The sequence below is a fragment of the Rubripirellula obstinata genome, from assembly GCF_001642955.1.
Taxonomy (GTDB): Bacteria; Planctomycetota; Planctomycetia; order Pirellulales; family Pirellulaceae; genus Rubripirellula; species Rubripirellula obstinata.
Genome location: NZ_LWSK01000045.1, coordinates 17210 through 43604, shown reverse-complemented (window position 1 = coordinate 43604; position 26395 = coordinate 17210). Strand labels below are relative to the sequence as shown.

Sequence of the window (26395 nt, the reverse complement as noted above, 5' to 3'; positions counted from 1 at the left end):
CTGAAAAATGTAAATTGACCAGCAAATACCGCTTCCCAAGAATTTTCAATTTGCAATGTTCATTTTGCAATTTGCAATGTTCGACTGGTTCGCGAATAACATCACCCACCGCATTTTCATCAGCCCACCGCATTGCCCGAGGCCTCACGGCCAGCGGCTCACCATTGCCTTTCCAATATCGATCTAATCGCCAAGCCGTTTAGCGGCCGTAAATGCACCAAGCATCGATGATCGTAAACCCTCTCCCTTTAGCTCTGCGGCCATGGCAGACGGCATACGCCCCATTGGCCTTGGTTTTCATCAACGGCGACTTCGATCCAGGTTAGCTTGTTGCCGAACGTCTCTTTGGTTCGCTCGACCACACGTTCCGCAATCACTCGTGCCATCTCTTCGGCAGTCGTGTTAACGACCGGCAAGATCACGCAGTCTTCGTTGGGGAAAACCCATCGACGGTCGCGAAAGGTTGCAGTCGTTTCTTTGTCGTCGGATGTGATTTTGATCTCGGCATGATCAGCCGGCAAAACGACGTGATGATCCAACTGTTGCGTCTCCGCCAACACCGCGTCTCGCAGAGCGATGAAATCGACCACGTATCGATTTTCGTCTAGCGGACCTTCGACACTGGCTCGAACGGCGTAGTTGTGACCGTGAATCCGCTCGCATATGTCGCCCGCAAAGGTAATGAAATGTGCAGCGGAAAAGATGAACTGTTCTTTGGTAACGTCAACGCGAAAAGTAGCTTGAGTCATGGCGCAAAATTCGGGGTCAAGAATTTGAATTGAGTAAAACAAACAGAGCGGCAGCGATCACATCAGCCGTCGTTCCAGGGTTAAGCTGTAGGCCTTCGGGATTACCATCCGGCCGCAGAAAGTCGTCCAATCGCTTTCGGGACATCGTGGATGAATGATCGACTTCGCTGGCGAGTTGTTGTACCTGCTTGGCAACCTCGCGTCCGAATTTTCGCTGAATCAACGAATCGGGACTCGATGCCAACAAACGCACATGAGCCTCGCTGATTCCCAACAACAGGTCACCGCGGTTCGTTATTGCATCCAACAGAATAGGAATCAGGTTGTCGTGCAGGTCGGTAAAGTCGCTGGCGTACTGCAAAGCAATACGGTCTCGGTCAGCGGCCAAGCGCATTGCCGCGACAACGTCAATCGTCTCGGAACTCGAATGAACATCCATCTGTTCAACTTCCCCCAAACCGCCCGCTCCGGCAACCTTGATTGCCTCAAAGATCTGCTGCCCGTCGCTTTGGTCGAGCGACGAAAGGACTTCACCAACACTGCGGCTGGTGTGAAACGAATCGGCGAGCGGCGCAAGAAGCAGCACGATCCCAAGATTCACGTTCGTTCCGGTAGCCGACCGACTTGACCGAACACAATCCAACATCCGTTGACCGATTGGTTGGTCAAATCGCGTCAAACAATCAGCGGTGATCTCGGCGGCCTGGACGAAGTGCGTGAAGTTCAGGTCTGCGAACGGGCGACCGGGATAGACGTTGCCCGCCTTGGGCGCGGTCGCTTCCAAGATGCACGCCCAGCGGATCGAATCCGACAGAGTATGGCAATGCTGGCCGATCGAGTTCAGTGACTCGGTCATGACGTTTCGGAAAGGAAACCTGCGATCGCTTCGATGGTTTCGCTCGGTGCATCCTCGATGACGTAGTGCCCAGCGTCAGCGATTTCCAAAGACTTTGCGTTGGGCCAAGCTTGCTGGAAACGGCGCAGGCATTCTGGTCGGAAACACCAATCCTTCATTCCCCAAACCAACAATGACGGCATGTCGGCAAGCGATGGAAGCGCGGACTCCAAATCGGTTAAGGTCTGGAACGTCGGATGCGATTTAGACATCGGAATGTCACGAACAAACGCATCAATCGCGACTCGGTTGTGCCAATTGTCATACGGCGCGAGCAGCCCGGCGGCGATTTTCGGATCCAGCTTGTTTCGCGACATCGCCATCGTGATCGCAGCTTTTGCAAACGCGTTCAGCCCTCGAACAGCCGCAGTTCCCAGAACGGGAAAACGGCAAGCCGCAATTCGCCAGGGAACATACGGTGGCGGAAACGCGGCCGTGTTCAACAACATGATTCGCTTAAAACGTTCTCGACGGGCCACCAGAGTCGATAACCCAATCGCACCGCCCCAATCATGTGCCAGCAAAGTCATTCGATCCAGATTCAGGTGGTCGATCAGCGATAGCATGTTGTCGCGATGCGCAGCCAACGTGTATTCAAATTCCGATTGGCTGGGTCGGTCGCTGCGGCCGCAACCCAAATGATCGACCGCAATGACTCGATGGGTTTCTTTGAAGCGTTCGACGACGCGGCGGTAATAGAAACTCCAGGTCGGGTTTCCGTGAACGCACAGAATCACATCCTTGTCCTCTGGCTCTTCATCGATGGGCTCTTCATCGCTGGGCCCTTCATCGATGTAACGAATCACGCCACCAGCTACCTGGTGCTGTTTCGATGCGTACGGAAAAACGTCCTGAGCCATAAATTTCATCGTCGCAGTTTGGCGGATCAACATCGATCCTGCAATCTGCCGGGCACCGGGCTTCCCAATGCATCCCGTTCCAGTGGCTCACCTGTTTGATGGTTTTCCGCTTTTTGTGTCCCCTGCCTTTGTGTTCCCTGTGCCCTTTGTGGCTAGAAAAACAAGAGCCTCCCAAAATCACCCCGCTGAATGTGGTCGTCGCGTTTGCCGACGATCTCTATACTTTATCAGATGACAGAAGAATCCGGCACCTATCAATTGATCGACTTTGGAAATGGCCGCAAGCTGGAATCGCTTGCTGGTTATGTGATCGATCGCCCCAGCCCGGCTGCGGATTTCGACCAACCTGAAGATCGCCGACTGTGGAATGACGTGGATGCGAGGTTTGACGGTGCGACCAAGCGATGGGAGTTTCGTCGGCCGTGGCCGAAGTCGTTGGTCATCGATTGTGACGGATTCATAATGCCGACGCGGCCAACACCGTTTGGTCACATTGGGTTGTTTCCTGAACAGGCGGACAACTGGCAATGGTTGCGAGGTCAGCCAAAATCCTATTCAGATGTCGCCAGCCATGAACCGCATCCGAAGGGCTTGAACCTTTTCGGTTACACCGGTGCCAGCAGCATGGCGATGTTGTCGGCTGGCTTTGAAGTTGCGCATGTCGATGCAGCAAAGCCCAATGTGGATGCAGCCGCCAAAGCCGCAGAACTGAACAACTGGCAAGATCGACCGATTCGATACTTGGTCGATGATGCAGCTAAATTTGTCGCTCGGGAAGTTCGCCGCGAACGCCACTATCACACCGTCGTTCTGGATCCGCCCGCCTACGGACACAGCCCCAAACAATCCCGTGGAAGTACAAAAACGTGGCGACTGGAACGCGATTTGTGGCCGCTGCTAGACAACGTGCTGCGAATCCTGGATCCATCCAGCGATGTGTCGCCGCGAATTTTGTTCACTGGGCATACCGAGTCGATTGGCCCAGACGAAGTGATTGGATTTCTGAAACAATCGCGTCTGATCGATACGTCAGGTTTGCGAATTGACGCATCCAGGTCACAATTAAGAACAGCATCGGGCCGGGAACTTGACGCAGGTTTTCAGGTTCGTTGCGTTTTTGAACGCTAGTGGTTGGAACCGGACCTGCGGAAGTAAAAAATGGGCAAAACGATGAAGGGGCAAAACGATGGTGCGCTGCACGCGAGGTAAAAGGCGGCGAGATTACTGCGCACCATCGTTTTGCCCCCCTCATCGTTTTGCCAAAAAAGCCTGGTTTCTACCGGACCTACTTCAAACGTCTTCACGGACCACCAAAACTTTCACTAGGAATTTATTCATTAACGATTCTCATTCCAATTCCGGTGCGACAGAATTGCTCGCTGAAAAACTGATCCAGCGAATCGCTTCGCTGGAGCGAGTCGTGGTTGCGTTTTCGGGTGGAGTGGATAGTAGTGTCGTTGCCGCCGCGGCTCACCGGGCTTTGCCGACGAATAGCGTAACCGTGACCGCCGTTTCGCCCAGCGTCGCAAGTTGGCAACGTGAAACGGCAACCAGAATCGCTGCGGAGATCGGGATCGAACATCAATGGATCGAAACCGACGAAGTAGACTTGGTTGATTACCGTCGCAACGACGCTCAGCGATGTTTTCACTGCAAGAAAACGCTCTATGGATCGATTGATGTCGCCGTGAAATCGATTCAATCGACCATGGCCGATGCAACGATTCTTTCCGGCACCAATGCAGACGACTTGGGCGACTATCGACCGGGTTTAAAGGCCGGTTCCGACGCGGGCGTTCAAACTCCGCTGGCGGACCTAGCGATCGGCAAGGCGGATGTTCGTTTGCTCGCCGCCTATTTCGGTTTGTCCAACGACGACCTGCCAGCGTCACCTTGCTTGTCCAGTCGCATTGCTTACGGAGTCGAAGTCACGCCCAAGCGACTCGAACGAATCGACAAAAGTGAATCTTGGTTGCGCGACCGCGGATTCGATGACGTGCGTGTTCGCTTGCTGAAAAAAGATGAAACGGAAATCGCTCGCGTCGAAGTACCATTGCCTGAACTGAATCGATTAACCGAATTGAGATCAGCGATGACTGTGCAGTTTGTCGCGTTGGGTTTTGATGAAGTGGTCATCGATCCGGCGGGACTAAGAAGCGGAAACCTAAACGAAGCTCTTGTCGCAGAAATTGGTATAAAACGTAGCTGATCCCGCCAGGGTTCAGTCCAGCATTGGTTCAGTCCAACATTGGTTCAGTCGATGGTCAGATCAGGCTCGACTGAACACCGTATCCCTCGCTTATGCGTTCGGGTTTAGAAAATTCACAGCAACACCGCGAAAGCAATTTTGATGAGCGAATCAAAACAGCCTGAAGATTTTAGTCCTACCAGTTTGGTCGGACGACGATTGGGTGACTACCAGATTCTGCGAAAGCTCGGTCGTGGCGGGATGGCTGATGTCTACGCCGCTCGGCATCTTTCGCTGGGCCGCGATGTTGCGATGAAGGTTCTGCGGCGTGACTTGGCCAGGGACGATGATTACGTCGCCCGGTTTCGCCGTGAAGCTCGTGCCGCCGCAAAGATCTCGCACCCCAACATCGTTGCCGTTTATGACGTCGGCAGTATCGATGACACCCACTTCATCGTCCAGGAACTGATCGACGGGCCCAACCTGCGCGAATCACTCGATCGTAATGGACCGATCAGCGTCGATGATGCAATTGAAATTTTGATGGCGGTTGGATCAGCGTTGGAAACAGCCGCCGACGCTGGGATTACTCACCGCGACATCAAGCCTGAAAACATCATGCGAGCGACGCGCGGCAGCATCAAGGTTGCGGATTTTGGGTTGGCCCGAATTGGCGTTGGCGATGACGAAAGCCGCGCGAACCTGACTCAAGTTGGCTTGACGCTGGGAACGCCTCGTTACATGAGTCCCGAACAGGTGCAAGGAAAGACCGTCGATGTACGAAGCGATTTGTACTCGCTGGGGGTTTCGATGTATCACTTGCTGGCTGGCCAGCCTCCGTTCATCGCCGACGAACCTTTGGCCCTTGCCGTGATGCATCTGCATGACACGCCAACGCCGCTTGATCGTTCACGATCGATTCGCGATGCATCGGGTAACCCCGATTTGCCAGAATGGTTGTTGGCGATCATTCAACGATTGATGTCGAAGCAACCTGATGACCGTTTTCAGACACCGACGCAACTGCTCGAAGCGATTCGTGGCCAAGCCGATTCCGGTGAAACAAATTTGGGATTTTCTTCTGCGACGATTCGTTTGCAGCGGGCCGCCGATGCCGCAGGGAAAGCACGTCGTCGCAAATGGATACATATCGCTGCGATGATTTGTTTTCCAATCATGGCAGCGTCGGCAGTCTATGCGTGGCAAGCGAATCGCCCTGACCAACCAGGCGTTGCGAAGTGGTTAGCGTCCGAGGAAGTCCCCATGGGAACGTCGGTTGAACATCAATACTTGATCGCCGCCAGCCGTAATGACGAAGCGGGATGGCGAAGCGTGGCCCAGCGATTTCCGCCGAGCGAAAGTCGGGCCAACGCTCGTTATCACAGCAAGTCGTTGTTGCAGCTTTCCCGGCTTCTGATCGCACAAGATCGACCGCAGGACGCCGCGGCGGTGTTGCAAGAATTGTTAAGCGATCCAAAAGCTGACAAGATTCATCAGGTCTTGGCGTTGGCACAGCAGTGCATGGCGGATCAGTCGATCGGCGACAACACCAAGCTGGCGAGTTCCAAATCAAAGCTCCGTGCTCTCGCCAAAGAAGTGATCCAGAACGACCCGCGTGCCGAAGACTTGCTAAAGCGAGCGATTGAAGCAGATACAAGGGCACAATTGGGGCTGGAAATTTAGGTTTACCGTGGTGCAGACACGCCAATCGGCAGACGTTTTTGTAGGCCGTAGCGAGTGGTGCGAGTTACGGCGTTTTGCGCCACCGCCGTAACTCGCTCCGCTCGCTACGGCCTACTTTACGATTTAGCTTGCCTGCGAGCGGTTGCCCTGGGTTTACCTGGGTTTACCCGGCTCGAAATTGCGTTTTTGCGAAGCGTCAACTATCCTGGGGTGACGAGTTCCGTTTCGAGACACCCATTCAGACCATCCCTGCGTTCTTCTATGCTCTATTTCATCGGTTGGGTAATTTTTTTGCTGGTCGTTGCACTTGCCATTCCGGTCGCGTCGTACTTGGAAAAACGCAAATACGCTGCCGCGAATCCGCCAGCAGCAACCGCGGACGACCAAGCGGTGTTTGATGAAGACGCTGCGGCCGAAGGGATGGAATCCGAGGATGGGTTTGGGCAAGACGCAAGTGATGAGTTCGGAGCAGGCGAGGATGAAGTCGAATTCGGCGAAGTCGAAGCGACCGGCGGTGACGATTTTTCAGCATTCGATGAAGAGTTCAAATGATGCTGATGGTTCTAATTCCGCTAATCTCACTGAATTAAATATGAACAAGTTCGCGAAACGGATTTCCACCTTGTCAGACTTCGATTTTCGATTCAGGCGATATGCACGCTTGATTGCTTTCTTCTTTGCTGCGTTGTTCATTGCAGTATCAACGAAACCCCTTGCCGCTGGTGTTAGCGGCGAGAACGTTGTCGTTGTCGTCAACGGTGATTCGGCGGATTCACGCACGCTGGCCAATCATTACGTGCTGTTGCGAAAGATCCCGTCCAACAACGTCATCGTGTTGAATGATGTCCCGACGGCGACCAACTGTAGCCTGGCCGATTTTCAGGCAAAGATACTGACGCCGGTGCTGGAACAGATCGACGCCCGCAAACTTGCCGCTCAAACCAAAGTCGTTGCCTACTCGCTTGGGTTTCCGCTATCAGTCGATGTCAGGTCACACCACAAACGCTTGAAGGATCCTGGGATGCGGAAGGTCCAACGCGGCACCGCTTCGATCACCGGCCTGACTTATTTCTACAACTTTCTGCAAGCCGATTCGGAAGGCTACCTGGGACTCGATGCAAACTTCTACGTTCGTGGATCCTTCAGCCGTCACTTTATCAATCCGTTTGGTAAGGCTGAACAACGTGAGATCTTTGAACAAGCCAACGACGATCGCGCCGCGGGTAAATTTGCGGAAGCTGCCGCAAAGTTTGAATCGCTATACGCCAAGTCGCCGCTGCAAGCACCACTTGCGATTCTGGCTGCCGAATGCCACGCCGAAAATGCGGACAACAAGGCATCGGCGCGAATGATCCGAACCGCCATCGCTGCGGGTTGGACCAGTGGTAAATACTTCGATGAAACGTCGCTGTTTAAGCCCGTCGTTAGTCAACCAGAAATCAAGCCGCTGATCGAAGCGCTTGAACGTTTTCCGACCGTATCGCAAGCACCCGTTGAATTTAGCTCGACGGTGTATTGGTCTCGCAATGGTTGGCCCAGCCTCAATCCTGCCGATGGCGTACGGCACCTGACCAGTTGCGTGCTTGGAATTGTCAACGAACGTGGCAGCACGATGGACTTGGCAATTTCGACTCTTAGACGCGCAGCATCAAGCGACCAAACTTTTCCCAAGGGTGAATTTTGGTTCACAAAATCGGGAGATGTCCGAACGAAAACTCGCTTTACCGGCATTCCCAACGCACTGCTTTGGCTTGGCCACCTTGGCAAGCAAGGTCGGATTACGAGGGGAGCGCTTCCGACACGCGAAGGGGATTGCGTTGGCCTGATGCTGGGAACACCCAACATGAAACTTGCGGGACGCAGGTTTAATCTGGTTCCCGGTTCGATCGCCGATAATCTGACCAGTCACGGCGGAAACTATCGAACAGATTCTCAAACCAAGATGACAGAACTATTGCACTGCGGCGCGGCGATGACATCCGGATCGGTGGCCGAACCGTTTGCGCTGCAGCAGAAATTTCCTCTGCCAGTGATGTACGGTTTCTATGCAGGTGGTTCATCGGCGATTGAATCGTTTTACCTTTCGATCGCATCGCCCTATCAAACACTGATTGTTGGTGACCCGATGACCGCTCCGTTCGCAAGCATCCCAAGCGATCGTGCTGGGTTTCGTCGCCGCCCCAGTGGTGATCAATTCTTGGTTGGCTGGAAACCGCAGGCGATGAGCGATCCAAAATCAAGAGCGGTCGCGTTGGAGTTGTACGTCAATGGAAAACTGCTGCGTCGATCGAAACCCGAGCGAACCAAGACCATCAACGTCAAAGGAATCCCAGACGGAAAATGGCCGCTACGCCTGACTTTGATCTCCGGTGACTCACTGCGCTCTCGCGCCGTTCACACCGATTGGATTGAATTCGGAAACTCGCCGTCGATCCCCTTTGCCATTCCAGACGAAAATAACGTTCGCGTATCCAGTGCTGAATCATCCAGTATCAAGCTGATGCACCACAGCGAGACTGTCGGCGAAATCGAAGGCAACGACGGAACCATTTCCATCGATGCAAAAAAGTGGGGCCGCGGCCCGCTAAGAGTTCGTCCGGTTGCCATCGTCGACGGCAAGCAGGTGTTCGGCAAAGACGTGGTGGTGAATGTTCCGTAAACGCGGGACGACACTCAACGCCAAAACCATTGGCGGAATCCGTCAGCAAGACGGTCTTGGTTGCCCAGGCTGTACCAGCACAGAATGGTGCCCATCAGTAACGCGGACACCAACATGCCAACGCCGCGACGCGTCGCGGGACGCGGCGATTCGCTCAGTTCACCGCGAAGGTTTCCCAGCAGCGTGTTCCAGAACTTCATCGAACCATTGGGCTGAAACGAAAGAACGCGACAATGATCGACGCCGCCGATCGTATCGATCCGTAGTTGGACGTTGAGCGTTGGTAATTGGATCTGCATGGTTTCCAAATCGCCGGTTGCTTGAGCGTCCATTCGTTTGGCCGCATTCAATAGGCCTGGGAAAGTTTCCTGAGCGGTCCGGCCATAGACCACCAACTTTGGCGTCGCCGTCAAGCAAACCAGCGCAAGTGTCAGTCCATAAAACGCGATTAGTGCCAACCAGACAATGCTGCCAAAAACCGTTGCTGCCGTTGCCGGAAAAAACAATTCGGCTGGACCAATCGCAATCAAACCAACGACCGCGATGCCAAGCGCAGCCAAATCCCGTGCTCCTGTCGTCACCAAAGCTCGACCCGAAAACCGAACAAACCCCAGCACCAACAAATAGCCGACTAGCGGCAAAAGCGCCAGCAGCAAAGCAAAGGGTTCGATTGTCTTCAGTAAGGGAAGCACGGGTACCTACTAACTAAAACCTGGAAACATCATTCTGTACACCAACATTCGCCTCCACCACGCAGCGGGCGAGGTCGGCCTCTCATGCACGGCAGGGGGTAGCGCATGCATCGAATGCGCTCTGCCCTCTCCCTCGCTTAGGCTCGACCTCTCCCGCGGGGCGGGAGAGGTGAAATGCAGTTCCTAAGGAAGAAATTCGCGTTCTACAAACTTGGTGTCGTGTTTTCCTGAAACAAATTCTGGATGCTGCAAAACCGCGTCATGGAACGAAGCGGTCGTCGAGATTCCTTCGACTTGCATTTCCGAAAGTGCCCGCCGCATCGTCGCGATCGCCAATTCGCGAGTCGGTTGGTGGACGATCAACTTTCCGATCATGGAATCGTAAAACGGTGGGACCGTGTAGCCGCCGTAGACATGCGAATCGAAGCGAACGCCAAAACCACCGGGTGCATAAAAATGAGTAATCTTCCCGGCACTCGGTTGGAAGTTTTTGTCTGGGTTTTCAGCGTTGATCCGACATTCAATCGCGTGACCGGTGCATTTGATGTCTTCCTGCGAAAACGACAACGGCTCGCCCGCGGCAACGCGAATTTGTTCCTTGATCAAATCCACGCCCGTGATCATCTCGGACACCGGATGTTCCACCTGGATCCGTGCGTTGACTTCGATGAAGAAGAAATCGTCGTTCTGATCGACAATGAATTCGACCGTTCCCGCGTTGCTGTAATCGGCACCGCGAATCATTCGCACGGCGGCTTCGCAGATTTCTTGGCGACGTGCTTCGGGCAGGTTTGGGCTGGGGGCTTCTTCGATCAGTTTTTGGTGGCGACGCTGCACACTGCAATCACGTTCCATCAAGTGACAGACGTTTCCGTGCGTGTCGGCGATCACCTGGACTTCGATGTGACGCGGTCGTCCGACGTAACGTTCTAAGTAAACGCCGCCGTTGCCGAATGCCGCGAGTGCTTCGTTGCGAGCCGCGTTGACGGCGGCGACCAACGAATCGCGATCCTCGGCGACTCGCATGCCTTTGCCACCACCACCGGCGGTCGCTTTGATCAAAACAGGAAAACCGATTTCGTCAGCCGCTTTGATCGCCGCTTCGTCGTCTTCGATCAATCCATCGCTGCCGGGAACAACAGGCACATCGTTGGCGATCGCCATCGAACGTGCGGTGTTCTTGTCGCCAAGCTTTTCCATCGCGGTTGGGCTGGGACCGATGAACTCGAACCCGCTTTCGCGACACATTTCGTTGAACTGCGCGTTCTCCGCCAGGAAGCCGTAACCGGGATGGACCGCGTCCACTCCGGCGACTTCCGCCGCGGCAATGATCTGGTCAATTTTCAGATAGCTGTCGGCTGAACGCGCGGTTCCGACGCAAAAGGCTTCGTCGGCCAATTTGACGTGCATCGATTCGGCATCCGCTTGGCTGTAAACCGCCACGGTACCGATTCCCATTTCTCGCGCGGCGCGGATAATCCGCACAGCAATCTCGCCACGGTTGGCGATTAGAATTTTTTCAAACACGCATCAATCCGGTTGTATGCGGAACATCGGCTTACCGAAATCGACGGCCTGCTGGTCGCTGACCAAGACTTCCAGAATCTTGCCGCTACATTCGGCTGGGATTTCGTTGAAAACCTTCATGGCTTCGACGATGCAAACCACTGTGTCGGGGCCGACGTGGTCGCCGACCTTGACGAAGGCCGGTGATTCCGGGTTGGCCTTGGAGTAAAACGTTCCGATCATCGGGGCGTTGATCGTCGTCGATCCATCATCGACCGCAGCCGATCCGCCGCCACCGGATGATGCCGCAGACGATGCCGCTGGGGCCGCCGCAACCGGTGCGGGAGCGTAAACCGGTGCGCCGCCAGCCTGTCCGCGACCCAATTTGATCTTTTCATCGCCCTGTTGAAGATCGACTTCCGAAAGATCGTGCTCTTCCATCAGTTCGATGATCTGTCGGATGCGTTCGACATCGAACACATCTTTTGGCTTACCGCCCTTGCTCATACTGGACTCGTGGTCAGATAGATTGGAAAAATCAGGTCAATGCAGCGGTTGATAGCCGCGGGAACGCATCAATTTACAGCATCAACCGACAATCATCGAGACCCTTTGGCAGACTGGTCATCACCTCGGCCCCATCCGGGGTAACCAGGACGTCATCTTCGATACGAATCCCAAAATCGCCCGCGAAATAGACGCCTGGTTCCACGGTCACGACCATGCCCGGTTGCAGCGTTTCGGTTGAGATTTCGGCCAAACGCGGTCCTTCGTGGATGAACAAACCGATGCCATGCCCAAGCGAATGCAGGAACGCGTCCGCCAAACCATGCTTCCGCAGCACGTCACGAGCCACCGCATCGATCGATGCACAGCTCGCACCCGGCCGAATCGCGTCAATCGCCGCCAAATTCGCTTCCAAAACGGCTTCATAAGCAGACCGAAACCGATCGCTGGCACCGTCGCGATGAAACGTTCGCGTGATATCGCTGGCGTAGCCCGAAACACAGGCTCCCCAATCAATCAAAACGGTCTGGTGATTCGCCAGCGCTCGATCGGCCGGTCGATAATGAGGCAGCCCGCCGGTTTCGCCGAACCCGGCAATGATGTCGAAACTGACTCCGTCGGCCGAATCCATTCGCATCGCGTTTTCCAGATCCAATGCAAACTGGCGTTCGGTGGTCTGTTCGTTTAAACCAGCCAGAGTCTTTGTCAGTGACCGCTGCGCGATGTCGGCCGCACTTCGGATCAAACCAATTTCGTATTCGTCTTTGATCTGACGAAACAGTTCGACCACGCCGGACGATTCCAACCAAGTTGTATCGGGACTTTCGGTTGACAGTTCCGACATCGCGGCCAGCGTCAAATCGGCTGCTTCGACGGCAACGGTTTTCAACTTCAAATCAGCAATCACCTCGACGGCCAGTTCAGTAATCTTCTGCGTCGGTGGCCTGATCGCCTTGGTCATCGATGGACATTGCCGGGCCAACTGAACGTCGTACCGTCCGTCGCTAAGGATCACGGCGTCACGATCAGTCACCAACAAGTAACCGCTGGAACCCGTGAATCCAGTCAGGTAGCGAACGTTTAAAATGTCGGTTATCAGAAACCCGTCACAGTGGTTTCCGTTTCCATCAATATCGACAAGGCGACTGCGAACGCGTTCAATTCGTGCTGGATAATCGGGGCTAGTTTGAACCATGTTGTCTCTAAATTTTCCTGAGTAGTTTCATACCTTCACGTCCGCCATACGTTAACAACAAAGCACCGTTGGCGGCACACTGGTCAACGACCGTTTCAAAGAAAGATGACTCGCCCGGCCAGGGGAACGCGAAAAACAAATCAAAGTCGTCCATCGCCAAACCAATCTCATCAAAAACGTCACCCGAATCCGTCACGACGTTTTCAATTTCACGATCCAGAGTTGAAAAATCCAGATCGTCGCGCGGGACAAAACTGCCGCAAAAGAAATCGGCTGAGTTACCTAATAACTCTTCCAGCGAATCCGCCAACAAGATCGATTGATCCACCAGTTCCGGTTCAATCTCAATCCCGACGGATTCCATCGCCGGCATCGGTCCGGGCATCGCGGCCAGCAAGGTAGCGCCGCCGACACCGCTGCCCAGTTCGCAAAACCGATCGCCGGCGCAAAGTTGGTTTTGATGAATCCACATCAAAGCCTGCCCGACCAAATGAAAATCGCAAGTCACAAAGTTCTCGATCACCCGGTCGTTGGCCAGCATGAATGATTCGATCGATTCGTTGACACGGTCGATCAATTCAAGAGCGGCGCTGGGCAGTTCGGATTGCGCGATCGCATCTGGGACATGAATGGTTTGGAAGGACATCAAGAGGCCTTGTTGTGATTGGAATAAATGTAGGCCGGAACAAGCTTAGCGCAGTTCCGGCAATCCAAGGCAGTACAATGCAATTGCCGGAACTGCGCTGCGCTTGTTCCGGCCTACGTTGCCGCACTACTGAATCGTCGGCGTCTTCGACGACCAAAACTGGCGGGCGCGTTTTACATGCGGGATGTGTTTTCGCAAATCATCGGCGGGTAAGTCCAGCAAACGCCGCTCGTACTCTTTCAACCAATCCGCAAAAAACTTTACCGACTCTGCGGTCACCCGCGGCTGATCATCGTAAACGATGTACCAAGGCGCACTAAACGCGGCACGCAAATGATCTTCGTGGGCGGTGACAACTCGGACGATCACCCATCCGCTTTCCTTAATTTCCAGCGGCGGAATCTGACCACCGGCCTTGGCGAATTCGTCTAACCTAGCACTGTAGCGTACCGTGCCGTTGTGAATCACGTCGAGATAATCGACTGGATCGCGGACGGCTAATCGAAGTTCCGGACGCAGATTCAATACTTCGCCGGCTGTTGCTTCAAACACATGCCCAGGGATCTTGCCGGCCAACGTGGGACGTAAACAAGGCCCGTTGGTGACCACTGATTGGCCTGCAATTGCCGCCAACCACCACTCGTTAACCGAAGCAGGAGCGGTCGGTTGATCGTCTTGTTCGCCGTAACTGCGAGCACTGGTCGTCACGTAAGTCCGGTTGTAGCCGATCGGTGTTTTGCCTGATCCGTCACCGCTACCGGCCATCGGCGCAATCTGCAGCCCGGCTTCCAACATTTGATGGTAGATCGTTTCAGCCCACTGACCAACCGCCTGCGCGTGGCATTTCATCAAACTTTGAACTGACCGCCCACCCGCAACACGCATGACCTTTCGGTCTAAACGCAACCAATCACCCAGAACAAACACGCCATCAATTTTCTCCGTCGCCAACCACACCGGTAACTGCCAAGCGAACGGGTTTTCGATCACGGAAACGACGTCCGATGATTCTTTGCATCGCAGCAGTGTGTCGATCGGCAACTCATCGTCGATTGCTTTTGACGGTCCGATGATCGCCAGTCCATCCAAGAACGCTGCGTCGTGACGAATCCAGGTTGGATCGAACACGATCGGGTCATCGTCGCCGCGTCCGGCGATCGGACGCGCCGGAATTTCGCCAGCAACGGTTGCCACGTGCAGATCCTCCGACGCCATCCGCAGCGGAAAACTGTAGGCGGAAGGCGGAACCAAACAATCGCCGGACACCCAGCCTTCGGCCAGCATGTTGACCATCCGCGGCAAGTCAACGTGATGGTCGTCCAGGCTAGTCTTCTCCAGCGAAAAATCACCGCTGATGATTCGATACTCTGGCCCTCGAACAATCCGAAACCGATACGCTCCCTCTGGCAACGACAATTCCACGCTCCGATCGACCACCATCCCGATTCCGGCTGGCACGGTTTTTCGGACCGGCATCAAAGCGAGCGGGCGACCTTTCCGCTGGGACTCTGGACGCCACAGTTCAACGCGACTGATCACGGGCTCGGATGTGCTCTCATCGGACAACGAAAAGTTCAGCACGCCACCATCAGCAAAACTGTTTTCAATCGAGCAGAGCGTCGCCAGCACGCAAACCGAAGCACGGAAAAGCAACCAACGAAAGGAAAACGTCATCATGACTTGTTGTGTTTCGTGGACAAAATGGCTTTAGAAAACTTCTCGTGCGACCGCAAAGATAACGTCTTCCTCTTCGATCGTCTTGGCCGTCCATTCTAATTCGATATAGTCGCCCGCCGCGGTTCGATAGCGATTGCGAAACCGAATGACCGGGTTGCCCGCGTCCAAGTCGCCCATGATCGCGAGCGTTTTTTCGTGATCGTCCGGGTGAACAAAATCTAAAAACGGCTTTGAAAGAATGTCATGTTCGTGGTACCCCAGAACTCGCGAAAAGTTTCCGTTGACGCGGCGAAAGAATCCCTGAAAATCGGCGATGCAAAACAGGTCAGACGACAATTCGAAAAAACGATCCATGTCGTTGCGAACTTGGCTGAGTGCCGATTCCTGATGATCCAAAACGACTCTTGCGACGATCCACGCGTTGGCAGGCCGATCGTCTGGATCGGCTTGCAAACAATACTTTGCCAAACGAATCAGCGACGCATCAACGCTTGCCGAATCAAGACGTTGATAAGCCTTTTCTAAACGAGCGCGTGCCGCTGAGCGATAGACTTTGTTCATTGCACTGCCGTCGTATGGTGGCGAACCGGTTAGAATTTCGCACAGAATACAACCGAGCCCAAATACGTCGGTTCGCTCATCCAGTTTCCTGCCCAACGCTTGTTCGGGTGACATGTAGGCCGGTGTGCCGCGAACCGGCGACGGTTCTGCACTCAGGTCGTAGTTAACATTACCAATCGAGTTTGCGACGTCGTGGAATTCTTTCGCAGGAGAACTGTAACGGGCCAATCCCCAATCCATCACGTTGACTTCGCCGAACGAACCCACCATCACATTGCTTGGCTTTAGATCCAGGTGAACAATGTCACGCGAATGAGCGAAGGCAACGATTTCACACGTCTTGGCAAAAACACTCAACAATCTTGCCAGTGGAACTCGACTCTGGTTCATTAATTCCGACAAAGTTGCCCCGTCGATCAGTTTCATCACGTGAAACGGACGGCCATCGTTGGTGTGTCCGCGATCGTAGATTGGCGTCACGCCTGGATGAGACAGAAAGCTCATGATGTGTGCTTCGGTCTCGAAATCCCGCAAGCTCGCGACACAATCAGCTCGGTCGCGCCGCAGCAACTTGATTGCAACCTCGCGACACAGTTGCCGATCGACCGCACGAAAAATCACGCCCATGCCACCGTGCTGCAATTCTTCGACGATCACATAGCGATCTTGGGGCAGTTCCGGAAACGCGTCCGCTTCCCCAACCCAGTCCACGGTCGGTTCCAACCCAAAATCCGAATCCAATGGGTTGCCATGCAACGATCCCGTCGTATCGCCGCTTTGACGGTTGGATCGTTTTCCGGACATCGATTTTCAGATCCAAGAAGGTTGGAATGAATTTCAACTTATCCTAACTGTAATTGGGCGTCGGCGCACGATAGTCGCTCATGTTGATCGACTTGAACCAATCGATCGTCGATTGCAGACCATCGGCCAAGGCGATCTTCGGTTCCCAGCCCAATTTTTCCTTCGCAAGCGAAATGTCAGGTCGGCGACGGGTCGGGTCGTCTTCGGGGAGAGGTCGTTTGACGAGTTTGCTCTTTGAACCGGAAATTTCGATCACCAATTCAGCCAATTCGCGAATCGTGAACTCGACCGGGTTGCCAATGTTGACCGGCCCAACGAAATCTTCGACTTCCATCATCGCCAAATGAGCGTCGATCAGGTCGTCGCGATAACAGAACGATCGCGTCTGTTCGCCGTCGCCAAAGATCGTGATGTCTTCACCGGCGAGTGCTTGACGAATGAAGTTTGAAACCACGCGGCCATCGTAAGGATGCATCCGCGGACCATACGTATTGAAAATTCGCACAATGCGAATGTCAACGCCGTTGCTGCGGTGGTAATCCATGAACAGAGTTTCCGCGACTCGTTTGCCTTCGTCGTAACAGGCACGTGGACCGATCGGATTAACGCTGCCGCGATAGCTTTCGACTTGCGGGTGAACTTCGGGGTCTCCGTAAACTTCGCTGGTGCTGGCTTGCAAAATCCGAGCGTTGCATCGTTTGGCAACGCCAAGCATATTGATCGCTCCCATCACACTGGTCTTGATCGTCTTGATCGGATTGTATTGGTAGTGACCGGGTGCGGCGGGGCACGCCATGTTGTAGATCTGGTCGACTTCCAGAAAAATCGGAAGCGTCACGTCATGGCGAATCAATTCAAAATTGGGGCGATTCAACAAATGAGTGACGTTTGTTTTCTGGCTGGTAAAAAAGTTATCCAAACAGATCACATCGTGCCCGTCATCGAGCAAGCGTTCGCAAAGATAAGAACCCAGAAAACCAGCGCCGCCGGTGACAAGAATGCGTTTAATCATGATTTTGAAATCGGTGAAGGGTAAAGACGGCCGGAACAAGACGGCTAAGAAAAAACGCGATTGTCAATCAACCGAGTTCCGCCAACGTGGGCTGCGATCAGAGCAACAACGCTGCCCTGAATTTTATCAATCGGCAGTAGTGTTTCAGAATTGACGACGACTGCATAGTCGATCTTGTCCAAGTTAGCGAGTTCGCGATGCATGGCTTGGGTAAGGTGGTCAACGTCGCGAATTCCTTTATTAATCAGATCTTCGCAGGCCGACAACGCCTTAGAAAGCGACAGAGCCCGGGTGCGGTCGCTGGGGGACAGGTACCGATTGCGACTGCTAAGTGCCAAACCGTCCGGTTCGCGAACCGTGTCACAAGCTCGTAATTCGACGCCCAAATTTAAGTCTCTTGTCATGCGTTGGATGACTTTGAACTGTTGGAAATCTTTTCGGCCAAAGAACGCAACGTTCGCTGGGGCTGCCGCAAAAAGTTTTAGCACCACGGTGGCTACGCCGCGAAAATGGCCTGGCCGAAATTCGCCTTCCAACGGCATCGCGATCGATGGCGGATCGACGGTGGTGCTGTACCCGGCTGGATACATTTCATCGTTGGCGGGAACAAATGCAATCGGTTTCCGCACATCACCGTTTGAGCTGGAATGTTTTAGCTGGCTCGCGTCTTCCAAAAGCTGCAAGTCGCGATCCAACGTCCTGGGATACTTTGCCAAATCTTCGCTTGGTCCAAACTGAGTTGGATTGACGAAGATCGAAACGACTGTGTGATCACACTGGGCAAGACTCTGATGCACCAACGACAAGTGACCATCGTGCAACGCACCCATCGTCGGAACCAAACCAACGGTCTGTCCCTGGCCTCGCAATTTTAGAACGAGGTCGCGAATCTTGTCGCATGTTTGAATCGTCTCAATCACTTCAAGCGTTCGAAGTTGCTTCCAGCAGCACGTGCTCGGAAACAAAAATGGGTAGCTGAGGATCAAACGTGACGGCGACTGCGATGGCATCACTGGGACGCGAATCAATTTCGATTTCGGTTCCGTCTTCTTTGATTAAAATCAATCTCGCGAAATAGGTGCTCTGGTCCAGATCGCTGATCAGCACATGGTCGATCGTTGCACCAAGCGATTCTGCGACGTTGGCAATCAAGTCGTGCGTTAAGGGACGCGGCGGTTCGTAGTCTTCTTTGACTCGCCGATCGATATTGGTCGCTTCAAAGATTCCAATCAAAATCGGAAACTCGCGTTCGCCATCGACTTCTTGCAAGTAGATGACTTGATTTTCAGTCAGCTCAGAAATGATGATCCGAGCGAGTTGCATCTTGACGGGCATAGATCCGTTGACCGCGGGAGCTGCGAGGAAAAGATTGTCTGGTTACGACGATCATAAGTATAACCACAAAGCCCGGCTAGAAGTGGGCTGTCGGCGATGGGGGCGTTTTGCCGATGAACCAGGCCATGATTGCAAATTGCGAGATCAACATGGCAAATTGCAATTCCCCGCCCGCCTCAGGAACGTGCGACTTTTTATAGTCGCCTTTCGCTCCGCGAAAGCAGCGGATTCGCTACTTTCGCGGAGCGAAAGGCGACTATAATTTCCCGCTCGTTTCTTAGCCCTCGAATCGCATGATTGACACGCCGAGTGGTGGCATGGTGATTTCGATCGAATCGGGGCGATCGTGATGGCTGACGCCGGTGGTGTTGCAACCGGGATAGTTGCCCATGTTGGTACCGCCGTAGGCTTCGCTGTCACTGTTGAAAATTTCTTTCCAGTGACCGCTTTGCGGAACGCCGACGCGATAGCCTTCGCGGACCACAGGCGTGAAGTTGCAACAAACAAGAATCGGCGCGGAACCGTCCAGGCCTTTTCGCATGTAAACCAACGCACTGTCTTGCCAGTTCATGCTGTCGATCCACTCGAATCCTTCGTGAGAGAAATCGAGTTGGTGCAGCGATGGGTTTTCGATAACGATCTTGTTTAGATCAGCGACCAATTGCTGGATGCCGCGGTGAGTGTCGAAGTCCAACAATTCCCACTGTGGGCCGTCATCGTCGTTCCATTCGTTCCATTGGCCCATTTCGCCACCCATGAACAGCAATTTCTTGCCGGGGTGAGTCCACATGTAACTGTACAGCAAACGAAGGTTGGCGAATTTTTGCCACATGTCGCCTGGCATCTGCGACAGCAACGAACCCTTGCCGTGAACGACTTCATCGTGCGACAGCGGCAACATAAAGTTTTCGGTGAACGCGTAGATCAGACTGAACGTCAGATCGTTTTGATGGTGAGCACGATGGATGGGTTCTTTGTGAATGTATTCCAGCGTGTCGTTCATCCAGCCCATGTTCCACTTGTAAGTGAAACCGAGACCGCCGTCGTAAACGGGTCGCGAAACACCTGGGAATGCCGTGGACTCTTCCGCCGCTGTTACCACGCCAGGATACTTTTCGTGGACGGCGACGTTGAATTCTCGCAGGAAATCCATCGCTTCTAAATTTTCGCGACCGCCGTATTGGTTCGGCACCCACTCGCCGTCTTCGCGGCTGTAATCCAGGTACAACATTGACGCGACCGCATCGACTCGCAATCCGTCGATGTGATACTTGTCCAACCAGAACAACGCGTTTGCGATCAGGAAGTTGCGAACTTCATTGCGGCCGTAGTTGAAGATCAAAGTGCCCCAATCGGGATGCTCGCCCTGACGAATGTCCGAATGCTCGTACAACGCTGACCCATCGAATTTGGCCAAGCCGTGAGTGTCTTTGGGGAAGTGGGCAGGAACCCAGTCGATCAGAACGCCAATTCCGTTTTGGTGCATGTAATCAACGAAGAACATGAAGTCCTCGGGCGAACCATGGCGACTGGTTGGCGCAAAATAACCGACCGCTTGGTAGCCCCAAGATCCGCTGAACGGATGCTCGTTGACGGGCATCAGTTCCACGTGAGTGAAGTTCATGCGGTGGCAATAATCGACCAAGCGTTTCGCTAAATCGCGGTAGTCGAGCCAACCGTGGGCGCGGCCCGGGCCTTTTTGCCAACTGCCCAAGTGAACTTCGTAAACGTTCATCGGCTCGTGCATCGCATTCCACTCAGCACGCTTTTCCATCCAATCGGAATCGCCCCAAGTGTGAACCGTCAAATCAGTCACGACCGATGCAGTCAGCGGCGGCAATTCAGACGCAAAGCCCATCGGGTCGGTTTTGTCGACCCAGTGTCCGTGTTGATCCAACAAACGGAACTTGTACTTGTCGCCAACCTTGGCACCTGGAACAAACAGTTCCCAAATTCCAAGCTCGCTGCCCGACAAAGCATGCTTGCTGCCTTCCCAACCATTGAAGTCGCCGACGATTTGAACCATGCGTGCGTTGGGAGCCCAAACCGAAAAATGGACTCCTTCGACTCCGCCGACGACACGCACCTGCGCACCCAATCGATCGTAAAGCTGATGATGCTTTCCTTCGCCGATCAGATAGCGGTCAAAATCGGTCAAGATTGACGGAACAGCGCTGGGATCAATGACGTTTGATTTTGAAGGTTCCACCGTTTCACCGTTCTGGTTGTTCGTCTGATTGCTGATTCGCGAATGAGCGTCGTGGCTGGCATCTGCTTCCGCGCCGTTATGATCGATTTCGTATGCCAAACCAGCTTCCAGTGTACCTTCACAAATAGCCTCAAAGAACCCTGCGGGGTGGATTTGCCGCATCGGACGTCGCTGGCCGCTGGCGTTGTCCATAATCCAAGCCGACTTTGCTTCGGGCAGATAACTTCGCACCGCTGTTGCCGGTTCGCCCTGATAGCTGATCGGGTGTGCCCCTAGCAGACTTGCGGGGTTTTCGTGCTGGCCGTTAATGATTTGCCCGATGGCCGAAAGCGAAAGTTGTGTCTGCATTTTGAAGCGTTGAGGTTAGATGTGGTCGGTAAAAGGGTTCGGTGATTCACGTCGCTGGCAACGTGAATCCAATTTGCAGCGAAAAAAATTCGCTAAGCCGACTCGGCCAAGTCGGCGGCTGTGAAGCGACGTCCGCCGCCGCGAGTGGCGTGCGAGGTGGCACTGTCAAGCAACCACCGCCGCAGCGAGTCTTTCGGGCGAGCGGTCGATGCTCGTTTTGGTGCGGGAATCGCAGCTTTGCCCGAGACATGGTCTTGGTGCCCCGCATCGATTCGCCAACTGGTGCCGTCGTTGCTGGGCGGTTGCACGATCGTTGACTGCTGAGCCATCATGGGACTGACACGCCGCGATGAAACCAGGCATGCTTCGACACAATGGATCGACAAAGCTGTATCGACGCGTCGCCAAAGGTCAGCATGTTGAACATCGATCCGACGTCCAAAATGTTCCCAAACAAAATTGTTTTCGCGCCAACGGGGCAGCGAATCCGATAGCGATCGGATCAGGTAACGATTGTGGCTTAGCAAAGTGACCACCGACGCACCGTCAATCGCTTCCAATCCGCGAACTGCGGCAAGCAATGTCAGCCGATTCAGGTCTCCCAGATCTTCGTCGCCCGCTTCCAAGACAGATTGACCGTCAACGGATTCAAGCGAAAAGTTCCATGATCCTCGATCGATGGCAAACGATGACGCCGTACAAACGAGTAAATACTCAGATGCATGGGCAGATTGGGGTACGTCTTGTTCTGCAATACTCACAGGTAACATTCGATGGGTTAGACGTTTTGACATTTTCGCTGCTGACCAAAGCCATGTCATGCGGCGAAAAATCAAATGGGTAGGACGCGATCCATCGCGGTGTCTGCGGAAATCGATTCAAGAAGTGAACCGGTTCACCGCATAGAGAACCTGTTCGGTAAACTCTACCCGGTCGCCAGAGCTTGACTGAAAGAAAACGTCGGAAGCGATCGAGTCGCGACCGTCGAAAAGTCACAGGCGGGAGAATTGGGAGAAAGGGATTAGGTGGAAGTGGGAAGGTTTGTCGTTTTGTGAGTACCAAGTACCGAGTACTCAGTACCAAGTACTCAGTACCAAGTACTCAGTACTCAGTACTCAGTACTCACGCCTACTCAATCGCGGTTTCGCTGGCGGAACGATCGTTTTGTTCTCGCAATTGGTTCATGGTCTCGATGACGGCTTCGGCCTGAACGCGAATTGCTTCGCTAATCTCGCGATTTCCAAGGGCTGAGACGCCTTGGGCCTGTAAATCTTCCACCTTGGACCAGTCCATCATCCAATTGTTCATCTCCGCTGCTTCGCGAAGTTTTGCAACGGTGTCACCCAACTGCAGGAACAAATCAGGTCCGGGCGTGGCGTCGTAGCGTCGATAAGGACCGCCGGTTGTACCGCCTGATCCAGATACCACGGCGGCAGGGTTCATCTGCACCCATTGCACGATTGTGATGATTCCGGCGATCACGCCCAACAGTAACGCAATGACCATGGGACCAAACATTCCGACCAGACCTAAAATTCCGGCGGCAACGAAACACGCGATCGTTGTGAAAATCAGGGCCGATGGTTTCTCGGCGACCGGAGCACTCGGCTGCACGCTAACCTCAGGATCGTTCGACGCGACCGATTTTACTCGCGCGACCACGACCGAGATGTTATCTGGACCGCCGCGAAGATTGGCTAAGTCAACGAGCACTCGAACCAGTTTTTCTTCTGGCAAGCACTCCATCAACGGGCCAAGTTCGTTGTCTTCGACCAATCCAGTCAAACCGTCGCTGCAAACCAAGTAGCAATCGCCTTCTTCAACCGGCAGCGGGCCTTCGATATCGACTTCGACCTGCGGACTCGGGCCAAGTGACCGCGTGATCACATTCTTGGGAAAGTGCTGACTGGAATTCCCAGCCGCTTCCATCTCCCAGACCAACGAGTGATCAAACGTCAATTGTTCCAGCACTCCGCCACGCAAGCGGTAAACCCGCGAATCACCGACGTGGCCGATGATCGCTCCCTCCGGTGCAATCACCAGTGCGCTGGCGGTGGTTCCCATGTTGTGAAATTCGGGATTGCTTTGGCCACGCTGGTGAATCGCTTCATTGGCTTCGACCAGGGAACGGCGGATCGCATCGACGCGGCTTGATTCGGTACTGCGGAAATACTGCATCGCAATCCGCTCGGTCGCAATCTGGCTGGCCAATTCGCCCGCCGCATGGGCTCCCATCCCATCCGCCACGACCAGCAGATGACCTCGGCTGTGAAACCGTTCGGCTGAATTTGCGGGGATACAGGCCAACGAATCCTGATTGTTGGCACGCCGCATGCCGACGTCCGTCAGTTGAGCGAATACGATTCCAGGATTCCAGTCGCTCGACACCAGTAGTTCGCTTCGGGAATGTAGAAAGGAAGGCTATGACAGACGCAGATCGAAACAGTGGCGAATGTTTCGAGACTTGGCTCGCGACAATTCGCAAGCGACAAGCATACACCAGTCGTTCCATCGTAAGGGTTTCAATCGTTGCGACCTACCCCCGCAGGCCAAGGTGATCCCAAGAAACAAATGGTTTGGCGTCAATCCTTCGCCGCAATCGGTGCGGTCTTTCCCCACATTCCGCTGAAAACCTGTTCGCTAAGCGGCATGCGTTTCCGGGCTCCCTGTTCACGTTTGGCGAGGTCTTTTTCTGCGTCATCGCTCGGATCGCTGGTATCGGGATAGCCGATTGCGATCGCGGTTTGCGGGACGTGATCGTCGGGAATATCGTAGGTTTGACGCGTTTTTTCTTGGTCGATCCCGGCCATTTGATGGACCTGCAGACCAAGATCGGCCGCCTGCAACGACAATTGTGCCGCCGCCTGGCCCAGATCATGCAGCGCCACGCGATTGGGGCTGCCGTTATAGCGAAAAGTGGTCCGAGACACCGACAACAGCAACACACCGGCTCCGCTGGCCCAACCCTGATTCGCTTCCATCAAACAACTAACGATCCGCTCGAACTCGGCCTCGTCTTCTCGTTTCGCTATGATCCAGGACCAAGGTTGATCGTTGAACGAACTCGACGCCCAACGAGCCGCCTCTAAACAGCGTAAAATTTTGGCGTCTTCTACTGCTCGGTCTTCAAAACGGTAGGGGCTGTAGCGGTTGGCGACTGAATCGATGACCGGTCGTCGGATAGGATTGGTCGTCATGAGTGCGTTGTTTCCTAGGTTTCAAATTTCCGAGTTTCAGAGTTTTGCAGCGTGCGTGATTATAGAGTGCCCATCAATAAGCTTGGAACCGGATCGCCCAGCAATTGGCAAGACCTGGAAACGGCACAACGCTGTCGGATCATCGGCGATGTTGCCAGCCATATCGCGGCTGATTCGCAGAACTTGATTGACCTGTGCGCGAGTCCGTGGCGAGTCGATCCGGTGGAGACGATTACGGCTGAACTGTTTCCACTGTGCGGTGCGATGCAATGGATTGGTCGCCGCGGCCCGAAGGTTTTGACTGAAAAAGTCCACGGTGTGCTCGGCCGCCCAGCCTGGTTGTGGGGGGTGCAGAGTCGGGTTCGACGTGTACCGATCGGGAAAGTGCTGATTTTGTCGGCCTGGAATTACCCGATCTTTCTACCAGGCGTGCAAACCGCACAAGCATTGGCGGCAGGGAATACAGTGTTACTAAAACCCGCGCCGGGTTGCGAAGCGGTCACCAGCGCATTGGTCGCATCGTTCTACGCCGCCGGAGTTTCCACCGACGCTTTGACGCAGTTGGACAGCGACGCTGAATCCGCAAAGTCGGCGATGAAACAGGGCGTTGACCTGGTCGTTTTGACTGGCGGTGCATCGACTGGTAAAGCAGTGATGCAACAAGCCGCGGAAACACTGACGCCCACGATCATGGAATTGAGCGGGTGTGACAGCGTGATCGTGCATCCGCGCGGCGATCTGGATCGCGCCGCGCGTGCGATCGCGTTCGGCATGCGTCTTAGCAGCGGGGCGACCTGCATCGCACCGCGCCGCGTCTTTGCCGAACCAGCGACCGCGGACGAACTGCGCGACCTGATCATGTTTCACCTTCGCGAATATGCCGGTGGAAACACCAGCGAAGAAAATCAACCGATGCACGTTCACTCGTCATCCCGTGTCGCGGCGGCCGACGCGATCGAAAACGCGATCCAATCAGGTGCCGTGGATGTGATGGGACAGTTTGATGGGAACAAACTGCGGGACTGCGGCGAAATGTCGCCGACGTTGCTGGACCAGGTCTGCAGCGATTTTGACGTCGCGTGCAGCGACCTGTTCGCGCCGGTCACCTCTCTGATTCGCGTCGACCACATCAAGGACTGTGTGGCGATTGTCAACGAATCGAAGTATCGCTTGTCCGCCTCCGTGTTCGCTCCCGACGATATCGCTCATGTGATTTCGGAGCAGATTGCTGAGCGGTTGCAGGTCGGATCGGTCGCGATCAACGACCTGATCGTGCCGACCGCGGACCCTCGAGTACCGTTCGGCGGTCGCGGGAACAGCGGTTTTGGGGTGACCCGAGGCGAAGAGGGCCTGTTGGCGATGACGGCGGCCCAGGTGATTGGCCACCACCACGGAAATTTCTTGCCTCATCTGCGCAAACGGCAAACTGGTGATGCAAAGACGTTGCAAGCAGCCCTGTCGGCAACTTATTCTTCCGGCTGGAAAGATCGACTCGCAGCCGTTCGCCGGATGGCGGGCAAGGGTTGATTGCGTAGGATAATGAGAATGCCGAAGGGTGGCGAGTTTCGGTTCCGGATTGCAAGTTGCAAAATGAACATTGCAGATTCCAGAATGCTGCGGCAAGCATTTCGGCTTTTTCATTTAAAAATTTGCAACGTTCATTTTGCAATTT

23 protein-coding genes are annotated in these 26395 nt (G+C 54.2%); 6 read left to right on the top strand and 17 right to left on the bottom strand.

Annotated elements, in window-relative coordinates; translation table 11 throughout:
• Positions 1–248: 248 nt before the first annotated feature.
• Genes RC85_RS12880 through RC85_RS12870 form a run of 3 tightly spaced genes read right to left on the bottom strand, consistent with a single transcriptional unit; the run spans position 249 to position 2513 of the window.
• The gene (locus tag RC85_RS12880) at positions 249–749 is read right to left on the bottom strand and encodes a 6-pyruvoyl trahydropterin synthase family protein (protein ID WP_068263286.1); all 501 of its coding nucleotides are present in this window, start codon (positions 747–749) and stop codon (positions 249–251) included.
• A gap of 16 nt (positions 750–765) precedes the next feature.
• The gene (locus tag RC85_RS12875; RefSeq protein ID WP_068263283.1) at positions 766–1605 is read right to left on the bottom strand and encodes a triphosphoribosyl-dephospho-CoA synthase; all 840 of its coding nucleotides are present in this window, start codon (positions 1603–1605) and stop codon (positions 766–768) included.
• Complete coding sequence (locus tag RC85_RS12870) at positions 1602–2513, bottom strand: alpha/beta fold hydrolase (protein WP_068263315.1); 912 nt, start codon at positions 2511–2513, stop codon at positions 1602–1604. Before RC85_RS12870 ends, RC85_RS12875 begins: the two co-directional genes overlap by 4 nt.
• A gap of 222 nt (positions 2514–2735) precedes the next feature.
• Here RC85_RS12870 and RC85_RS12865 point away from each other — a divergent pair, with 222 nt between their 5' ends.
• The 5 genes from RC85_RS12865 (at position 2736) to RC85_RS12845 (ending at position 9034) form a co-directional block, all read left to right on the top strand.
• Positions 2736–3632 carry a class I SAM-dependent rRNA methyltransferase gene (locus RC85_RS12865; RefSeq protein ID WP_068263280.1) on the top strand — a complete coding sequence of 299 codons (897 nt, stop codon included), beginning with the start codon at positions 2736–2738 and terminating at the stop codon, positions 3630–3632.
• A gap of 244 nt (positions 3633–3876) precedes the next feature.
• Positions 3877–4713 (top strand): ATP-dependent sacrificial sulfur transferase LarE, encoded by an 837-nt coding sequence (gene larE / locus RC85_RS12860; protein WP_235033139.1) that lies wholly within the window; start codon positions 3877–3879, stop codon positions 4711–4713.
• A 141-nt stretch (positions 4714–4854) separates the two neighbouring features.
• Complete coding sequence (locus RC85_RS12855) at positions 4855–6375, top strand: serine/threonine-protein kinase (RefSeq protein WP_068263277.1); 1521 nt, start codon at positions 4855–4857, stop codon at positions 6373–6375.
• Between the two features lie 261 nt (positions 6376–6636).
• The gene (locus RC85_RS12850; RefSeq protein WP_068263274.1) at positions 6637–6927 is read left to right on the top strand and encodes a hypothetical protein; all 291 of its coding nucleotides are present in this window, start codon (positions 6637–6639) and stop codon (positions 6925–6927) included.
• A gap of 40 nt (positions 6928–6967) precedes the next feature.
• Positions 6968–9034 (top strand): hypothetical protein, encoded by a 2067-nt coding sequence (locus RC85_RS12845; protein ID WP_068263272.1) that lies wholly within the window; start codon positions 6968–6970, stop codon positions 9032–9034.
• A 14-nt stretch (positions 9035–9048) separates the two neighbouring features.
• On the opposite strand, the gene RC85_RS12840 is transcribed toward RC85_RS12845, so the two are convergent.
• The 14 genes from RC85_RS12840 to RC85_RS12775 form a co-directional block, all read right to left on the bottom strand.
• On the bottom strand, positions 9049–9726 hold the full coding sequence (locus RC85_RS12840; RefSeq protein ID WP_157593922.1) for a hypothetical protein: 678 nt from the start codon (positions 9724–9726) through the stop codon (positions 9049–9051).
• A 183-nt stretch (positions 9727–9909) separates the two neighbouring features.
• Positions 9910–11253, bottom strand: a complete 1344-nt coding sequence (gene accC, locus RC85_RS12835) for an acetyl-CoA carboxylase biotin carboxylase subunit (protein WP_068263269.1) — start codon at positions 11251–11253, stop codon at positions 9910–9912.
• 3 nt (positions 11254–11256) lie between these two features.
• On the bottom strand, positions 11257–11739 hold the full coding sequence (accB, locus tag RC85_RS12830) for an acetyl-CoA carboxylase biotin carboxyl carrier protein (RefSeq protein ID WP_068263266.1): 483 nt from the start codon (positions 11737–11739) through the stop codon (positions 11257–11259).
• A 73-nt stretch (positions 11740–11812) separates the two neighbouring features.
• Positions 11813–12934, bottom strand: a complete 1122-nt coding sequence (locus RC85_RS12825) for a M24 family metallopeptidase (RefSeq protein WP_068263263.1) — start codon at positions 12932–12934, stop codon at positions 11813–11815.
• Between the two features lie 7 nt (positions 12935–12941).
• Positions 12942–13580 carry a hypothetical protein gene (locus RC85_RS12820; RefSeq protein WP_068263260.1) on the bottom strand — a complete coding sequence of 213 codons (639 nt, stop codon included), beginning with the start codon at positions 13578–13580 and terminating at the stop codon, positions 12942–12944.
• A 126-nt stretch (positions 13581–13706) separates the two neighbouring features.
• Complete coding sequence (locus RC85_RS12815) at positions 13707–15254, bottom strand: CehA/McbA family metallohydrolase domain-containing protein (RefSeq protein ID WP_238383129.1); 1548 nt, start codon at positions 15252–15254, stop codon at positions 13707–13709.
• A 33-nt stretch (positions 15255–15287) separates the two neighbouring features.
• Positions 15288–16622, bottom strand: a complete 1335-nt coding sequence (locus RC85_RS12810) for a protein kinase domain-containing protein (protein ID WP_068263257.1) — start codon at positions 16620–16622, stop codon at positions 15288–15290.
• Between the two features lie 43 nt (positions 16623–16665).
• Positions 16666–17634 carry a UDP-glucuronic acid decarboxylase family protein gene (locus RC85_RS12805; RefSeq protein WP_068263254.1) on the bottom strand — a complete coding sequence of 323 codons (969 nt, stop codon included), beginning with the start codon at positions 17632–17634 and terminating at the stop codon, positions 16666–16668.
• 44 nt (positions 17635–17678) lie between these two features.
• Positions 17679–18554 carry a pantoate--beta-alanine ligase gene (panC, locus tag RC85_RS12800; RefSeq protein WP_338060580.1) on the bottom strand — a complete coding sequence of 292 codons (876 nt, stop codon included), beginning with the start codon at positions 18552–18554 and terminating at the stop codon, positions 17679–17681.
• A gap of 1 nt (position 18555) precedes the next feature.
• Positions 18556–18969, bottom strand: a complete 414-nt coding sequence (locus RC85_RS12795; RefSeq protein ID WP_068263251.1) for a bifunctional nuclease family protein — start codon at positions 18967–18969, stop codon at positions 18556–18558.
• 277 nt (positions 18970–19246) lie between these two features.
• Positions 19247–21526 carry a 1,4-alpha-glucan branching protein GlgB gene (gene glgB / locus RC85_RS12790; protein WP_068263248.1) on the bottom strand — a complete coding sequence of 760 codons (2280 nt, stop codon included), beginning with the start codon at positions 21524–21526 and terminating at the stop codon, positions 19247–19249.
• A 92-nt stretch (positions 21527–21618) separates the two neighbouring features.
• A complete protein-coding gene (locus RC85_RS28255; protein ID WP_420821386.1) occupies positions 21619–22296 on the bottom strand; it encodes a ribonuclease H family protein in 678 nt (225 codons plus the stop codon).
• 358 nt (positions 22297–22654) lie between these two features.
• A complete protein-coding gene (locus tag RC85_RS12780; RefSeq protein ID WP_235033137.1) occupies positions 22655–23914 on the bottom strand; it encodes a protein phosphatase 2C domain-containing protein in 1260 nt (419 codons plus the stop codon).
• 194 nt (positions 23915–24108) lie between these two features.
• On the bottom strand, positions 24109–24723 hold the full coding sequence (locus RC85_RS12775; protein WP_068263242.1) for a nitroreductase family protein: 615 nt from the start codon (positions 24721–24723) through the stop codon (positions 24109–24111).
• Between the two features lie 51 nt (positions 24724–24774).
• On the opposite strand from RC85_RS12775, the gene RC85_RS12770 reads away from it, so the two are divergent.
• Positions 24775–26250 (top strand): aldehyde dehydrogenase family protein, encoded by a 1476-nt coding sequence (locus RC85_RS12770; RefSeq protein WP_238383128.1) that lies wholly within the window; start codon positions 24775–24777, stop codon positions 26248–26250.
• The last annotated feature ends 145 nt before the right edge of the window (positions 26251–26395 follow it).

Coding starts and splice junctions, on each gene's coding strand:
- RC85_RS12880 (WP_068263286.1), bottom strand. CDS start 749: ATGACTCAAGCTACTTTTCGCGTTGACGTTACCAAAGAACAGTTCATC.
- RC85_RS12875 (WP_068263283.1), bottom strand. CDS start 1,605: ATGACCGAGTCACTGAACTCGATCGGCCAGCATTGCCATACTCTGTCG.
- RC85_RS12870 (WP_068263315.1), bottom strand. CDS start 2,513: ATGAAATTTATGGCTCAGGACGTTTTTCCGTACGCATCGAAACAGCAC.
- RC85_RS12865 (WP_068263280.1), top strand. CDS start 2,736: ATGACAGAAGAATCCGGCACCTATCAATTGATCGACTTTGGAAATGGC.
- RC85_RS12855 (WP_068263277.1), top strand. CDS start 4,855: ATGAGCGAATCAAAACAGCCTGAAGATTTTAGTCCTACCAGTTTGGTC.
- RC85_RS12850 (WP_068263274.1), top strand. CDS start 6,637: ATGCTCTATTTCATCGGTTGGGTAATTTTTTTGCTGGTCGTTGCACTT.
- RC85_RS12845 (WP_068263272.1), top strand. CDS start 6,968: ATGAACAAGTTCGCGAAACGGATTTCCACCTTGTCAGACTTCGATTTT.
- accB (WP_068263266.1), bottom strand. CDS start 11,739: ATGAGCAAGGGCGGTAAGCCAAAAGATGTGTTCGATGTCGAACGCATC.
- RC85_RS12825 (WP_068263263.1), bottom strand. CDS start 12,934: ATGGTTCAAACTAGCCCCGATTATCCAGCACGAATTGAACGCGTTCGC.
- RC85_RS12820 (WP_068263260.1), bottom strand. CDS start 13,580: ATGTCCTTCCAAACCATTCATGTCCCAGATGCGATCGCGCAATCCGAA.
- RC85_RS12815 (WP_238383129.1), bottom strand. CDS start 15,254: ATGACGTTTTCCTTTCGTTGGTTGCTTTTCCGTGCTTCGGTTTGCGTG.
- RC85_RS12810 (WP_068263257.1), bottom strand. CDS start 16,622: ATGTCCGGAAAACGATCCAACCGTCAAAGCGGCGATACGACGGGATCG.
- RC85_RS12805 (WP_068263254.1), bottom strand. CDS start 17,634: ATGATTAAACGCATTCTTGTCACCGGCGGCGCTGGTTTTCTGGGTTCT.
- RC85_RS12795 (WP_068263251.1), bottom strand. CDS start 18,969: ATGCCCGTCAAGATGCAACTCGCTCGGATCATCATTTCTGAGCTGACT.
- glgB (WP_068263248.1), bottom strand. CDS start 21,526: ATGCAGACACAACTTTCGCTTTCGGCCATCGGGCAAATCATTAACGGC.
- RC85_RS28255 (WP_420821386.1), bottom strand. CDS start 22,296: ATGTTACCTGTGAGTATTGCAGAACAAGACGTACCCCAATCTGCCCAT.
- RC85_RS12775 (WP_068263242.1), bottom strand. CDS start 24,723: ATGACGACCAATCCTATCCGACGACCGGTCATCGATTCAGTCGCCAAC.